Annotated in this window: 11 protein-coding genes and 4 tRNA genes; 4 read left to right on the forward strand and 11 right to left on the reverse strand. The window is 66.3% G+C overall.

The genetic code is table 11. The features are described 5' to 3' along the window. Positions 1-228: 228 nt before the first annotated feature. From BLV04_RS03680 to BLV04_RS03690, 3 genes are read right to left on the reverse strand one after another with little or no spacing between them, the layout of a single operon-like run. Positions 229-1,029, reverse strand: coding sequence for a DUF2726 domain-containing protein (locus BLV04_RS03680; RefSeq protein WP_093028253.1), 801 nt, complete (start codon positions 1,027-1,029; stop codon positions 229-231). A gap of 11 nt (positions 1,030-1,040) precedes the next feature. Then, positions 1,041-1,499 carry a hypothetical protein gene (locus BLV04_RS03685; RefSeq protein ID WP_093028255.1) on the reverse strand — a complete coding sequence of 153 codons (459 nt, stop codon included), beginning with the start codon at positions 1,497-1,499 and terminating at the stop codon, positions 1,041-1,043. Between the two features lie 26 nt (positions 1,500-1,525). Beyond that, positions 1,526-2,590: a ligand-binding sensor domain-containing protein gene (locus BLV04_RS03690; RefSeq protein WP_139191855.1), complete on the reverse strand. Its 1,065-nt coding sequence runs from the start codon at positions 2,588-2,590 to the stop codon at positions 1,526-1,528. Positions 2,591-2,744: 154 nt separating this feature from the next. Here BLV04_RS03690 and BLV04_RS03695 point away from each other — a divergent pair, with 154 nt between their 5' ends. Continuing rightward, a complete protein-coding gene (locus BLV04_RS03695; RefSeq protein WP_093028259.1) occupies positions 2,745-3,071 on the forward strand; it encodes a YMGG-like glycine zipper-containing protein in 327 nt (108 codons plus the stop codon). Between the two features lie 125 nt (positions 3,072-3,196). On the opposite strand, the gene mgtE is transcribed toward BLV04_RS03695, so the two are convergent. From mgtE to BLV04_RS03710, 3 genes are all read right to left on the reverse strand, one after another. Further along, positions 3,197-4,639, reverse strand: coding sequence for a magnesium transporter (gene mgtE / locus BLV04_RS03700; RefSeq protein ID WP_093028261.1), 1,443 nt, complete (start codon positions 4,637-4,639; stop codon positions 3,197-3,199). A 173-nt stretch (positions 4,640-4,812) separates the two neighbouring features. Beyond that, entirely contained in the window at positions 4,813-5,730 is a 918-nt protein-coding gene (locus BLV04_RS03705; RefSeq protein WP_093028263.1) for a general secretion pathway protein GspB, read from the reverse strand. Continuing rightward, complete coding sequence (locus BLV04_RS03710; RefSeq protein ID WP_093028265.1) at positions 5,727-7,595, reverse strand: ExeA family protein; 1,869 nt, start codon at positions 7,593-7,595, stop codon at positions 5,727-5,729. Before BLV04_RS03710 ends, BLV04_RS03705 begins: the two co-directional genes overlap by 4 nt. Positions 7,596-8,157: 562 nt before the next feature. Here BLV04_RS03710 and mtoX point away from each other — a divergent pair. Then, entirely contained in the window at positions 8,158-9,519 is a 1,362-nt protein-coding gene (gene mtoX, locus BLV04_RS03715; RefSeq protein ID WP_093028267.1) for a methanethiol oxidase, read from the forward strand. A 50-nt stretch (positions 9,520-9,569) separates the two neighbouring features. After that, on the forward strand, positions 9,570-11,471 hold the full coding sequence (locus BLV04_RS03720; protein WP_093028269.1) for a cytochrome c peroxidase: 1,902 nt from the start codon (positions 9,570-9,572) through the stop codon (positions 11,469-11,471). Between the two features lie 180 nt (positions 11,472-11,651). Here the strand turns inward: BLV04_RS03720 and BLV04_RS03725 are convergent. From BLV04_RS03725 to BLV04_RS03740, 4 genes are all read right to left on the reverse strand, one after another. After that, positions 11,652-11,727 (reverse strand) — tRNA-Lys (locus BLV04_RS03725). A gap of 51 nt (positions 11,728-11,778) precedes the next feature. Then, positions 11,779-11,854 (reverse strand) — tRNA-His (locus BLV04_RS03730). A gap of 79 nt (positions 11,855-11,933) precedes the next feature. Continuing rightward, positions 11,934-12,010: transfer RNA gene (locus BLV04_RS03735), tRNA-Arg, on the reverse strand. A gap of 71 nt (positions 12,011-12,081) precedes the next feature. Then, positions 12,082-12,158: transfer RNA gene (locus BLV04_RS03740), tRNA-Pro, on the reverse strand. A gap of 164 nt (positions 12,159-12,322) precedes the next feature. Here BLV04_RS03740 and folD point away from each other — a divergent pair. Beyond that, positions 12,323-13,183, forward strand: coding sequence for a bifunctional methylenetetrahydrofolate dehydrogenase/methenyltetrahydrofolate cyclohydrolase FolD (gene folD / locus BLV04_RS03745; RefSeq protein WP_175534483.1), 861 nt, complete (start codon positions 12,323-12,325; stop codon positions 13,181-13,183). A 22-nt stretch (positions 13,184-13,205) separates the two neighbouring features. On the opposite strand, the gene BLV04_RS03750 is transcribed toward folD, so the two are convergent. Further along, positions 13,206-14,537, reverse strand: a complete 1,332-nt coding sequence (locus tag BLV04_RS03750; RefSeq protein ID WP_093028273.1) for a class II 3-deoxy-7-phosphoheptulonate synthase — start codon at positions 14,535-14,537, stop codon at positions 13,206-13,208. Between the last annotated feature and the right edge of the window lie 76 nt (positions 14,538-14,613).

Below are 14,613 nucleotides of genomic sequence, written 5' to 3' on the forward strand. Positions count from 1 at the left end.
TAGTCGGGACGCGGTTCAGGAGGTTGAGGGAAGAGGGTTTAAACCGCGCCCGGTGCGGTATGCGTCATGTGTTGGATTGGCTTGGCCGCGCCAGCTCCGACGACTGTCGGAGCTGGCGCGATTTAAAGTATTCAAAAGATAAAATCCTAAACCGCGTCTCACCGGGATCGAGGACATCTCCGAAGCCAAACGCAACATGAAAACGACGCATGTCGCTCCGGACGCGGTTTAGATCCTGGCGCGCTTCGGGCGATCCTCGTCGAATTCGACCTCGATTCGGGGCTCGGGCATACGCACCTCGGGGCCGATGTCGAGGTCGTCGTCGAGGTGAAGCCTGGGCTCGGTACGGGTAGCTGGCTTGATGGGGATAGGGGTGCTCGCCGTTGCTCGCTCCGTGGAGTGTGTCGGGGGCGTCGGCGGGGCCGAGCGCTTGGTGCGGCTTCGCTCGGGAACCTTGTCACCGATGACGTCCGAAAGGTCGCGCAGCGCAGCGCGCGTATCCTGCGCGGAGGGCTCCTCGGCGCGGGGGTGGATTCGGATCGTCTGCATGGCCGAGAACACCTGCTCTTCGATCTCCACGACCGAATAGACATCGCCCTCGCGAAAGCGCACGAAGGGGAGCTTGGCTGCGGCGCAGATGCGGTCGAGCCGATTCTTCGGCGGACGTCTGGACAACCGCGAGCGCGCCGCGAGATTGACCGCACAGGCGATGGCGCTCGACTCCCGAGTACAGACCACAAAATCGAAGACCTGCTCGGCGAGGCGCTCGGCCGCGCGCTCGCGAGCACGCCGATCGAGCCGGCGCTCGACCTCGATGATGTCCGCCGCCCGGACCTTGGCGTAGACCCGATACTCTTGCCCGACGGCGCGCTCGAGCACCGCGCCGAAGGCACGCTGCGACGGGGAGAGGAGAAAGGCATCGACACGGTAGGGTAAGCGGTTGCGATGCCTGAATCGGCGCAACAGGCTGAACAGGAAAGCGACCGCCGCGAGGGCGCCCAGTCCGAGCAGAAAATAGAAATGCTGCATGACTGTTCGCCCTACATCGACCCGCCGAGCACGGGGTTCGGAGCCGGGAACGCGATCCGCCGACCATTGAGCCAAGCCCGGTCCAGCGACCAGACGATCGAGCGCACATCGGGCTCTGCCAGCATCAGGCCGATTGCGTGAAACTCCGTGCGCTGGAGCCGATCCCGAGCGGCAGCGAAGGCCGGATCGTCGGCGGGCTTGCCGGCCAGTGTCGGATCCATCGCGACAAGGGCCTCGTCCATCGGAACGTCCGCGTCGTACGGTCGCGTCAGGGTCACGATGCCGTTCAAGAAAAGCAGCGCCTTGAAGTCGTACGGATACTCCGCGAGGACGGGGTCCCGTTCCAAGACAGCGTTGAGCTGCCAGATGCGCGGTCCGAACGCCATGCCGCCCCAAGGCAGCAGCGACAGGATCAACAGCACAACCAACACTCCCGAGCCGATGACGGCGTTTCGCGTAAAGCGATCCATAGTAGACCCTCGATCCGGAACAACGGTTAGTCGTCGTCGCGGTCGGGCTCCGGGTTGAATCCGAGCCACAGCCAACCGCCGACGAGAAGCAACAGGATACCGGCCAGCACGAACCGGTACCAACCCGGATGACGCACGGAGCTCAAACGATAAACGGCGCCGACACTGACCATCAGGCCATCCCCGACCACTGGCAGTATCCAGCTCACGCCCGTCTCGGGCGGCTCCCAGAGTGCATCGAAGGATCGCAGCGGGCCGGCGACAGAGAAACCTTCGCGCGTCTCCGCGAGATCGAGCGCGGACAATCCGTCGTCCGTGCCGATCCACAACCGTTGCAGTCCGCGGACGTCCGGCGATGCACGATAAAGGGCGAGGACACGGCGCTCGCGCGGGAACTGCGCCAACGCCTCCCAGATCTCGCCCGGTACGGTCTGCCGATAGAGACCCCGATCCGTCCCGACGAGGAGCATGCCGCTCTCGGTCACGGCGAAACAGAGTGCCTTCACGCCATCGGGAAGCCCGCGATTGTTCGCTGTCCAGGGCGACAAGAGCGTTTCGATCGAGGCGGAGTAGACCCCCTCGCCGATCGTCCCCGCGTGCAGATGGATGCGACCGTCGCGCCGCTGCTCGGCCAGCCGATACAGCTGCACGCCCGAGATCGGACGGTGCCAGGTGTCCTCGGCATGCACCCACAGACCCTCGGGTGTCGCCGCCAGGAGTCCCGCGGTGGTCTCCAGGACATCGCTGACCCGCGGGTTGCCGGGCGGCGGCGCGAGACCCAACGGGGACACAAAACCGCTCGCCGTCCCGATCGCATGGTCCCCGGGCTCGCCGCGCAGCGCCAGCACCAAGCGACCCGCGAGTCCGGCATCCTCCTGCTCCCAGCCGGCGCCGTCGAAGCGCCAGATCTCGCCGGCCTGGGTGGCGGCCAAGATGGTCCCGTCCTCGCCGGGGGCGAGGACCGTCACATGCGTCTCCAAGGGCAGGTTCTCGCGGATCAAGCGCTCACCGCCCGGCAGTAGGAATCCCAGCGCGATCAGTGCGAGCCCAATCAGCATCGGCGAGGCTAACGCGATTCGGCGTAGGGTCATCTCGAGCTCCGGTTGATGCGGTGGACTGGACCGAGCGCCATCCCTGCCCGGTGATCCGCCGTGCAGAACAAAAGACCGCGGAACGTTCAGCGAAGGTTCAGGTTGGATCTGCAACCATACTCGCGACCCAATCGACCGACGAGGAGAATCGAGTATGTCCAATCGCAAAGCTGCACTGTTGATCGCTCCGGCTTTCGCGCTGCTCATGGCGGCAACCCCGGCGACGGCGGACCAAATGAGCACGCGCGCAGCCGTCGGCGGCGGCCTCGGCGCTGCGCTCGGCGCCTTCGTCGGCGGCGAGCTCGGCGGTCGCAATGCCGCCATTATCGGCAGCGGACTAGCCGGTGCCGTCGCCACGGCGATCGCTACCGACGGCTATGACAGGCCAGTCTATTCCGACGGTCGCGGGGCATCCTATTCCTGCCCTCCGGGACTCTGGAAACAAGGTCGCTGCGGCGACGCCTATGCCTACGGCAACTGATCGATCCTCTCCGGTCGGCCTCGGGCACCGCGGAGCGGGCCGGGCTCGGCTCGGCCGCCAAGGACCGGCGGCGCGATGAAGGGTCTGCTCGCCTCCGGGCGAGCGAGCCCGGCGACCGGCCCGGGCTAGAACAGAAACAAGGTCGCCAAGCCGAGAAAGATGAAGAAGCCGCCCGAGTCGGTCAAGGCGGTGATCAACACGGAGCTGCCGAGCGCCGGATCCCGACCAAGCCGCTGGCGGATCAAGGGAATCACGACCCCGGCGGTCGCCGCGAGGAGCAGGTTGAGCGTCATGGCCGCGGTCATGACCAGCCCCAGCTCGTAATTGCCGTAGAGCAGCCAGGCCGCCACGCCGACGACCCCGCCCCAAACGATGCCGTTGATCAAGGCCACCCCGAGCTCCTTGCGCAGGAGGCGCCAGAGCGCGGACGGCTGCACCTGTCCCATCGCGATGGCCCGCACGATCATGGTGATGGTCTGGTTGCCCGCGTTGCCGCCGATGCCCGCGACGATGGGCATAAGTGCGGCGAGCGCCACCAGCTTCTCGATCGAGCCCTCGAAGAGGTCGATGACGCGCGAGGCGATGAAGGCGGTCACCAGGTTGACGGCAAGCCAGGCCCAGCGGTTCTTCACCGAGCGGATCACGGGCGCGAAGATGTCTTCCTCCTCGCGCAGACCGGCGTTGCTCAGGATCTCGGCCTCGGATTCCTCGCGGATGTGGTCGACCATCTCGGCGACGGTCAGGCGACCGATCACGCACCTCTCGCTGTCCAGCACGGGGACCGAGACCAGGTCGTAGCGTTCGAAAGCGTTGGCGGCCGAATCGGCGCTGTCGTCCGGCGAGAAGCTCACAATCGACTTGGCCTGCATGACCTTCGAAACCTCGGTCTCGGGGTCGTTGATCAGCAGGGATTCGAGCGTCAGAACGCCGCGCAGACGCTCCTCGCGGTCGATCACGAAGATCTTGTCGGTATGATCCGGCAGCGCATCGAACCGGCGCAGATACCGCAGGACCACCTCGAGGGTGACGTCCTCGCGCACCGTCACCATGTCGAAGTCCATCAGGGCGCCGACCGTACCCTCGGGGTAGGACATGGCCGCGCGGACCTGCTCCTGCTCCTCCTGATCGAGCGATGCCAGGACATCCTGCATGATCTCGGGCGGCAGATCGGGGGCCAGATCCGCCAACTCGTCGGCGTCCAGGGTCTCGGCCGCGGCCTTGATCTCGTCGGCGTCCATGGTCCCGAGCAGGGTCGCACGGACCGCGTCCGAGACCTCGAGCAGGATGTCGCCGTCCTTCTCGACCTTGACCAGATCCCACACGAACAGCCGGTCGTCGACGGGCAAGGCTTCCAGGATGCAGGCGATGTCCGCCGGATGCAGGCGATCCAGCTTGCGGCGCAGTCGACCCAAGTTCTGCCTGTGGGTGATGTTCTCCACCAGCTCCTGGTGCGGCATCCTCTGGCGGTGCACCAGGGTGTCGACCAGCCGCAGGCGCGCCAACAGCCGTTCAACATCGCGCAGGTGGCGATGCATGGCGTCGGTGTCGCGTGCCTTGGGTTGAGTCATGTAGACGGCGCCGGTGTCGGGGTTGAGCAGTGTGGGGAGCTGCGCACTTTACGGAATTCGCGGGCCTGTTGCGAGTGCACGGCGAAGGACGCGGAGGCGAGGACGGGGAGCCCCCACGCCCGAGGTCACGAGCGGCTGCGCAAGGCGGCCCCCGAGCCGCTGGGCTCGGTATATCAGCGCCGCACGAAGAAGGGATTGCCCAGATAGCTCAAGACTGCACCCTCCGGGATGATGCGCTCGATGCGAATCCCGTCGCGCGTCTCCTCGCCCTCGATATAGCGAAGCGCATTGATGAGCACAAAGCGCTTGGCGACATCCTCGTCATAGACATGCACGGTCATGAAATAGGCGGGCAGCTGCGCCTGCTGCATGGGTGTGAGGCGAAGCTTGGTGGGGTCGCCGCGGATGTCGGCCGGCTGGCGCTGCTCCGCAGGGGGCGGGATGCCTTGCTCGCGACGCACCTGCTGCTTGAAGCTTTCGATGTCTTCGACTAGGTCGGATGGCACGGCCGCACGCTGCGGCCTGCGCCGGGGCTCGGGCGGCTCCGCATAGGCCGCCTGCTCCGCATCCAACTGACGCTGAAGCTCCTGTTCCAGCCAGGGATCCGGCTCTGGCGCGAACGCCGGCTCCTCGCCCGGGATCATCTCCGGGTCGGTACCGGGGACGCCGGACACAAGCGGCGAGGCGTCCGACACCCCGGAGCGGCGCAGCGATGTCTGCGCCTGCGACGACTCGGGCGAAGACGCAGACGAATCGGCCCCAGTCGATGCGATCATCGGCACCGCATCCGCCGGCGCTTGCCCCGGGTCCGCTGCAGAGAGCCCCGGCGGGGATGTCGACATCGGCATGGGAGCCGCCGCGGGCTCGGCGTCGGCCTGCACGGGTACGGGCACCGGCGCTGGCGTCCGCAACACCGCGTAGAGCGCGATGACCACGGCTACCGCAGCCAAGCCGACGGCGAGCAAGCCCCAATGACTGGTCGGCACAGGCTCTTTGTCCTCCGTGAACATACCGCTGGTGTCCAGGGTCGGGACGCGCCCGAGCTCGCGCTCCTGCTGAGACTTCTTCAACGCCTCCAGGATATAGCTCATGGCTCCGTGGGCTCCGTACTCGCCGACTCGGACACGTCGGACGTCCGCACCAGCCTGGGGACTCCGGGAAGATCGACGGCGTTGTGCAGCTGAATGAGTGTGCGCGGACCGGCGATCCCGTCCGCGACTAAACCACGCGACGCCTGGAACGCCCGGACCGAGCGCGTCAGCTCCGCATCGTAATAACTGGAATCGCTGGCCGGAAGCCCCGAGGCAGGCACCTTTGCCAGCAGATCCCGCAACCACCGCACCGACTCCCCGGAGGCGCCCGGACCGATCAGCGTCGACCCGGTCGGCGGCGGCTGCCACACCAGGATGTAATCGCCGCTCCAGACGGCTTCCAGGCCGCCGAGCGGCGCCAGCTCGTCCCCGCCCGGCAGGGCAAGCGTGCCCATCGGCCCATCGAGCGAGCTCAGAAGGAGGAAACGTCGAGCGCCGCCCGCGTCGCGAACGCGGAGCAAGGCCGGACGATCGAAAAGACGCAGCTCGTCGAGGTCGCCCTGTCCGCGCTCGCACCTGAGTCCAAACGAGGCGACACGCGCGCAGGGATCACCGGCCGGAAGGCTCTCGACCTCCACACCCCAACGCAGCAACAGCAGACGCAGGGCGTCGGACTCGGGCATGGCGATGCGGGCAAGCGTCTCGGCGAGCGCATCCGGCTCGAAGCGCGAGGGGTCGATCCGCGGGAGCGCGTCTGCCGCTGAGCCGTCGAGCGGGGCGTCGTCTTCGGGAGCCAGTTCGCCGGAAGCGGCATCGCCGACCGACTCGGGCAGCGTCGTAACCGCAGCCCCGTCGGACGCCACGAGCGGTGAATCAGGGGTTTGCGTGCCGGCGTCCTGCCCGAAGCCTTCGCCGACACCGTCCGGCCTCGGCGTCGTCTCGGAAAGAGGCCCGCCGGCCGAGAGGGTGTGACCGCCCGGGAGCAGATCGACCAGGAGCGCCGCGGCATCGTCGGACACCCAGGCATAGCCCAGCCAGCCGGCGATCATCGCGAGAACAAAGGCGGCAGCGGCGGCGAATCCGGGCCGCACCGCCGGGCGCGGCGGCTTATCGATCGACTCGCCCTGCACCTCGCGCGCCGCACGCTTGACGATGGCCGGCGTCACCTGAGAGCTGCGCGTCACGCAGGCGCCGAGCAGCGCGCGATCGCAGAGTATGTTGACCAGGCGCGGTACACCGCCGGAGCAGCTGTAGATCCGCCGAATTGCCGCTGCGGTAAACAGGGGACGGTCGACGCCGGCGACCGCGACCCGATGGCGGATATAGTCGCCCGTCTCCTCTCGCGTGAAGGGCCGCAGGTGGAAACGCGCGGTCACGCGCTGGTTGATCTGGCGCAGGGCATCGCGTTCGAGCAGACGTCGCAGCTCGGGCTGGCCGATCAAAAAAATCTGCAGGAGCTTGTGCTTGCTGGTCTCCAGATTGGTGAGCAAACGCACCTGCTCCAAGACCTTCGGGCGCAGGCTCTGCGCCTCGTCGATGATGAGCACGGGTCGACGACCCTTGCCGTGCGCGTCCAGCAGATAGACGTTGAGCCGGTCGACCAATGCCTTGACCGAACGCTCGCCCTCGGGAACCGGAATCCGAAACTCGTCGCACAGGTTGAGCAACAACTCGTTGGCGGTAACCGCCGGATTGAGGATCAAGGCGACCTCGACCCCCTCGGGGAGCTGCTCCAGGAAGGCCCGACAAACGGTGGTCTTGCCCGTCCCCACCTCGCCGGTCAGAAGAACGAAGCCGCCGCTCTCCCCCGCCCCGTAGAGAAGATGGGCAAGGGCCTCCTTATGCTGCTCGCTCAGGAACAGATAATGAGGATCCGGCGCAATGGAGAAGCTGGGCTCTTTGAGCCCGAAATACTTGGGATACACGCTGGCTCTCGATGAGGTGATGGCGGCGGGCTGCGCTTCGCGGAGAACCCGGCCGATCGAGCGTTACACCGGGGTGTCGGCCGCGGGCTCGGGCCGAAGGGCAAGGCGATGGTGGATCGACGGCCGACGGGAGGACCGCCCGATCGCCCGTTGCCCAACCGATGCATTTTGCGGGATTTCCGTCGATCGCGCGAGGTTAGTCAGGCTGGCGGGAGGCGTCAAGTTTATAGAGGTGCACGCGAAACCTTGCACTCGCCGGCGTTTCCTGCCGGCCGCCGCCCGGGGATCCTTTATCGGATTGCCTTCCGTGAACCGCGGCAAGCAAGCGGATCCTCCGTATAAACCCGTATCCCGACGCCGTAGATATCCCAATAGAACGCTCGGAAAACAATGCTAGTGTTTGTTCAAAAGCTCCGGAAAAGCCGGATGGGCTGCCCTGCTTGTTGCGGGGCGATTCCAAAAGGCCCGGACAGAAGCGGATAGCGACGCCCCGGGGCCCGGCTAGGTCACCCGGACGCCGTTATGCACCAACCGCCGTGAACGACAACCGAGGAGGAGCACCATGACAACTCTTAGGCTTGCAAGCGCCTTCATCCTATCGGCCGGCCTCGCAGGGCCGGCCCTACTGCCGGGAACCGCGGCCGCGGACGAGACCTGCATGTCCCCCTACATGACGAAGATTTCCGGCCAGGAAGACTTCGTCTACGTCTGGACTCTGGGCATGGACGGGGTCGGCGACGAGCAGGACAAGCTGGTCACCGTCGCCGTGAACCCGAGCTCGCCGGACTACGGCAAGGTCGTACACACCCTCTCCGTGGGAGGTCGCAACGAGGCCCACCACGCGGGCTTCACCGACGACCGCCGCTGGCTCTGGGGCGCGGGTCTGGACACGAGCAAGATCTATGTCTTCGACGTCCACAGCGATGCCGGACAGCCCAAGCTGCATAAGGTGATCGAGGACTTCGTCGCCGCGAGCGGCGGCGTCGTCGGCCCCCACACCGCCTATGCCTTGCCCGGGCGAATGATGCTCACCGGGCTGTCCAACAACAAGGACCACGGCGGGCGCACGGCGCTGGTCGAGTACACCAACGAAGGCGAGTACGTGGCCACCCATTGGATGCCCACCGACGACAACCTCCAGGGCGCCGAGAAGACCGGCCAATACGCCGACGGCTACGGGTACGACGTGCGCGTCCTGCCCCGGCGCAACCTCATGATCACCTCCTCCTTCACCGGCTGGTCCAACTATATGATGGACTTCGGCAAGATGCTGAAGGACGAGGAGGCCATGAAACGCTTCGGCAACACCGTGGTGGTGTGGGACCTGCACAGCCGCAAGCCCGAGAAGGTATTCGACGTTCCCGGAGCGCCGCTGGAAATCCGCTGCGCCTGGGGCCCGGAGAACAACTACTGCTTCACCAGCACCGCGCTGACCTCCAAGCTCTGGCTGATCTACGCCGACGAGCGCGACGATTGGCAGGCAAAGGAGGTGGCAACGATCGGCGACCCGAGCCAGGTGCCTCTGCCGGTGGATATCTCCATCAGTGCCGACGACCGCCTGCTGTGGGTCGACACCTTCATGGACGGCAAGACCCGCCTCTTCGACGTCTCCGATCCCTTCCATCCCAAGCAGATCTACGAGCGCGAGATCGGCAAGCAGATCAACATGGTCTCTCAGAGCTGGGACGGCAAGCGCCTGTACTTCACTTCGTCCCTGCTCGCCAACTGGGACAAGAAGGGCGAGGACGACGAGCAATATCTGAAGGCCTTCGAGTGGAACGGTCAGGCGCTGGAGCCGACCTTCGCCATCGACTTCATCGCCGAGAAGCTCGGCCGGCCGCACATCATGCGCTTCGGGTCCTACGCCCTCTACGGGCAGGCCCCGGCGGCATCCGCGACGACCGAGCTCGCACGGCGAGACTGAGCGCCCGGGCCGGGGCTCCGAGGCCCCGGCCTCTTGCGGACCGATCCTTCATGAAGCGCATCTTCGCAGCGGCCGCCGTCGTCCTGTTGTCCACGCTCGGCGCCGCCCACGAACCCCTCCCGCCGGGCTACGGCGAGTTGGGATATGCCCTGCCCGCCCCGGGCAGCTATCGGCTCCCGCCATTGGGGCGGGCGGCGGACGGTGAGGTGCTGGACACCCGGGGCGAGACCCGGTCCCTGGGTGCCCTCTTGGACGGGCGGGTGACGGTGCTGAGCTTCATCTACCAGTCCTGTCACGACACGAGCGGATGCCCCCTGGCCACCACCGTTCTGCACCGCATCCGCCAGGACACCGCTCGGGAACCCGAGCTGGCCGAACGGCTTCGCCTGATCAGCCTGAGCTTCGACCCGGATCGGGACACGCCGGAGCACATGGCACACCTGGCGCACAACTTCCGCTTCGTCGAGGGCGGGTCCGACTGGCTCTTCCTCACCACCGCCTCCCAGGAGAAGCTCCAGCCGATCCTGGACGCCTACGGTCAGGCGATGATGCGCGAGCGAGGTCCCGACGGGGAGGAGACCGGGGACTTGGCCCATGTTCTGCGCGTCTTCCTCATCGACAGCGAGCGGCGCATCCGCAACATCTACAGCCCCTCCTTCCTGCATCCGGACCTGGTGCTCAACGACGTGCGCACCCTGTTTGCCGAAGCAGGGCCGGATCCGGCCCATGCCCCAGCCCACACGGCGCACGCGGCGACCGCCGGTCCGGGGGACGACAAGACCGGCTACGAGCGCCCCGACTACCGGACCCGCTCGCTCAGTCTCGCCGTGCGCCGTGGACGGCCGATGGACTTGCTCGCCAACCTGCAGGACCCGCCGCTCGGCCTGCCGCCCGTGCCGGTGCCCGCCGACGCGCCCGTGACGCAGAAGACAGTGGCCATCGGGCGAAAACTCTTCTTCGACCGGCGCCTGTCCCTCAACGGCACCTTCTCGTGCGCCATGTGCCACATCCCCGAGCAGGGCTTCGCCAGCAACGAGCTCAAGACCGCGGTGGGCATCGAGGGGCGCACCGTACGCCGCAATGCACCCGGCCTCTTCAACGCGGCCTACTCGGCCCCGCTCTTCCACGACGGGCGCGAGACGCGACTCGAGCATCAGGTCTGGGAGCCGCTGCTCGCCGCCAACGAGATGGGCAACCCATCCATCGCCAGCGTCGTGGAGAAGGTCCGGCGCCTGCCGGACTACCGGGGACTCTTCGAGGACGCCTTCGGTCGCGGACCGGACATGGAGACGATCGGACAAGCGCTGGCGAGCTACGAGCGCACTCTGAACTGCGGCGACTCGCCCTTCGACCGCTGGTATTACGGAGGCGAACCAAGCGCAATCGGAGACGCCGTCGAGCGCGGCTTCGCCGTCTTCATGGGCAAGGGGGGCTGTGTCGGCTGTCATCTGATCGGACCCGAGCATGCCCTCTTCACGGACGGCCGGCTGCACAACACGGGCATCGGCTACGCGGCGAGCATGGCACGGGAGCCGACGACGCGGCGTATTCAGGTGGCCCCGGGCGTTGCGCTCGACGTCGCGGCCGCCTTGATCGGCAAGGTGTCGGAGGCCCCTCCGAGCGACCTCGGCCGCTACGAGATCACCCGGGACCCGGACGACCGCTGGAAGTACAAGACCCCGGGTCTACGCAACCTGACACTCACCGCCCCCTATATGCACGACGGCTCGATCGCCACCCTCGCCGAGGTGGTCGCCTTCTACGACGGCGGCGGGGTCGAGAATCCACTGCTGGACCCGAGCATCCGCCGCCTCGACCTGAGTGCCCGGGAGCAAACCGATCTCGTGGCCTTCCTGGAGGCCCTGACCGGCAGGTGCGACGACCTTGTGGCCGACGCCTTCGCCGCGCCCGTCGGCGATGCGAGCGCCGATGATCCGCCCTGGTGGGAGTAGCGACCCGCCCGCGGCTCGGAGCTCGGCCACCTTCCGGACCCACCGAGTCACAATGACCTAAACCACGCCCGGTACGGTATCCCACGCGATGATTGTCAGGAGATCGGCGGATAATTGTCAGGAGACGCAAAAAAGCCGGCACATCTTGAGATGTAACCGGCTGTTTTGTCTCTCGTTATTTGGTGGGTCGTGTAGGATTCGAACCTACGACCGATGGATTAAGAGTCCACTGCTCTACCAACTGAGCTAACGACCCGAGAAGTCCGTCAATGCAATCGGCACGGACCGATCACAGAGCCTGAAATGGTGGGGTGGACGATGGGGCTCGAACCCACGACCACAGGAATCACAATCCTGCGCTCTACCAACTGAGCTACGTCCACCATAGCAAAACACCGATCCCTGGACAGCGCGCATCTATGCGCTTCTTTCTCCTTGCCTGCTGCCTGTCGAGCCTGATTTTGGCGCGCTCGGCAGGACTCGAACCTGCGACCCACGGCTTAGAAGGCCGTTGCTCTATCCAACTGAGCTACGAGCGCCGATCGAGTGCGCATCGAAGCCGGCATCCGGCGCCCCAAGCGACGTCACCGTGAGCGACCTGGTGGGCAATTGGTCGGGGTAGAGGGATTCGAACCCCCGACATCCTGCTCCCAAAGCAGGCGCGCTACCAGACTGCGCTATACCCCGGTTTCGGAAAACGCGTCCCGAAATCGAAGAGCCGGAACTATACGCCGGGCCGAAAGGAGAGTCAATCCACCGACGGCGATCGAACCGCCGCCGGCAACCCTCGCGTTTTCATACGCACCGGTGCTCGCTATGATGCCGCTCAACAATCGCATGACGAGGCCATGATGAGCGCACAAATTCTGGACGGCAAGGCCGTCGCCGCCGAGATCCGCGTCGAGATTCGCAACCGCGTCGACACTATTCTGGCCGCGGGCGGGCGTCCGCCGGGCCTCGCCGTCGTGCTGGTCGGCGAGAATCCCGCCTCTCAGGTCTACGTGCGCAACAAGCGCAAGGCCTGCGCAGAGGTCGGTTTCTACTCGGAGATGCATGAGCTGCCGTCGACGGTCGACCAAGGGGACCTCATCGACCTGATCGATCGACTCAACGCCGACCCGAAGATCGACGGTATCCTGGTCCAGCTCCCGCTGCCCGAGCAGATCGACGAAGCAGCCGTCACCGACTGCATCCTACCGACGAAAGACGTCGACGGATTCCACCCCGACAACGTCGGCCGCCTGGTGCTGCGCCGGCCTCTGCTGCGCCCCTGCACGCCGAAAGGGGTGATGACGCTGCTAGAGCGCACGGGCCGGACCATCGAGGGCCTAGATGCCGTCATCATCGGTCAATCCAACATCGTCGGCCGACCCATGGCTCTGGAGCTGCTCGCCGCGCGCTGCACCATCACCGTCTGCCATAGCCGAACCAAGAATCTCGCCGAGAAGGCCCGCGGCGCCGACATCCTTGTCGCCGCGCTGGGGCGTCCAGGCTTCGTCCCGGGCGACTGGGTCAAGGACGGTGCGATCCTGATCGACGTCGGCATCAACCGCACCGCGGAAGGCACACTCGTCGGGGATCTGGACTTCGCGCCTTGCGCCGAGCGCGCCTCCTGGATCACGCCCGTGCCCGGCGGGGTCGGACCCATGACCATCGCCAGTCTGCTCGAGAACACGCTCCAGGCCGCGCAGCTGCATGCCGCGCTGACTTAGCGACAAACCGCTCGGCCGGCGTTCAACTGCGCAGCTTGCGCACGACGGCCATCGCCATCTCCAGCGCCTGCTCGTAGTTCAGACGGGGGTCGACCTGGGTGGCATAGGCGCGCTCCAGGCCGACCTCGTCGAGGCCGCGAGCGCCTCCCAAGCATTCCGTCACATCGTCCCCGGTCAACTCGAAATGGACGCCGCCGAGGCGGCCTCCCGACTCGCGATGGATGTCGAAGGCCAGGCACAGCTCCTTGAGAATCCTCTCGAAGCGTCGCGTCTTGTACCCCTTCGCCGTGGTCTCGGTGTTGCCGTGCATGGGATCGCAGACCCAGAGGACCGGAGTGCCGGTCCGTCGGACGGTCTCGATCATCGGGGGCAGCTCGTGCTCGATCCGATCGGCGCCGAAGCGATGGATCAGGACCAAGCGCCCCGGCTCGCGTTGCGGATTCAGCCGCTCCACCAATGCCTCGAGCCAGTCGGGCGAGAGCTCGCCGCCGAGCTTGACCCCGACCGGATTGGCGATGCCGCGCATGAGCTCCACGTGCGCACCGTCCGGATCGGCGGTGCGCAGACCGATCCAGGGCATGTGGGCGCTCAGATCGAACCAGCCGGGGAACTGCCTGACTTGCCGCGTCAGGGCCTGCTCGTAATGCAGGTGCAGGGCCTCGTGGCTGGTGAAGAATTGCACCCGCGCCAGCTCGCCCGAGCCGGCGCCCACCGCCTTCATGAACCTCAGTGATTCCCCGAGCGACTCGACCACCTTGCGGTAGTCGCGAGCGCGCGGTGAATTGGCCATGAAGGCCAGATCCCAGTTCTCGGGATGCTGCAGATCGGCAAACCCACCCTCGGACAGGGCGCGGATGAAGTTGAGTGTCAGAGCCGCTCGCCCGTGACCGAGCAAGAGGCGACCGGGGTCGGGGGTTCTCGACTCCGGGGTGAAGTCGGGACCATTGATCAGATCGCCGCGATAGCTGGGCAAGGTGATGCCGTTGCGGGTCTCGGAATCCGCGGAACGCGGTTTCGTGTATTGACCGGCGATACGCCCGACCCGAATCACCCGTTGCTTGAGCCCCTCCACGAGCACCAGGCTCATCTGGAGCAGGATCTTGAGCTTGTTGGCGATGATGTCGGATTGGCAGTCGGCGAATCCCTCCGCACAGTCGCCGCCTTGAAGCAGAAAACCATCGCCGTTCGCCGCGTCGGCCAACTGGCGCTTGAGCGACTGGACCTCCCAAGAGGTGACCAGCGGAGGCAGGCCGCGTAGCTCCGACAGCGCGGCTTCGAGGGCCGCCGGATCCGGGTAGGTCGCCTGTTGCAGCGCCCTGTGCGATTGCCAGGAGCTTGGAGACCAGTCGTTCATGTCGGGAGGTGCCCCCAGCCACCAGCCGCCAGCCGCCGGCCTTGCGATGGCGATGAGTCAACAGGCATCGGGAGCG

Origin of the sequence: Thiocapsa roseopersicina, assembly GCF_900106925.1 — a bacterium.
Taxonomy (GTDB): Bacteria; Pseudomonadota; Gammaproteobacteria; order Chromatiales; family Chromatiaceae; genus Thiocapsa; species Thiocapsa roseopersicina.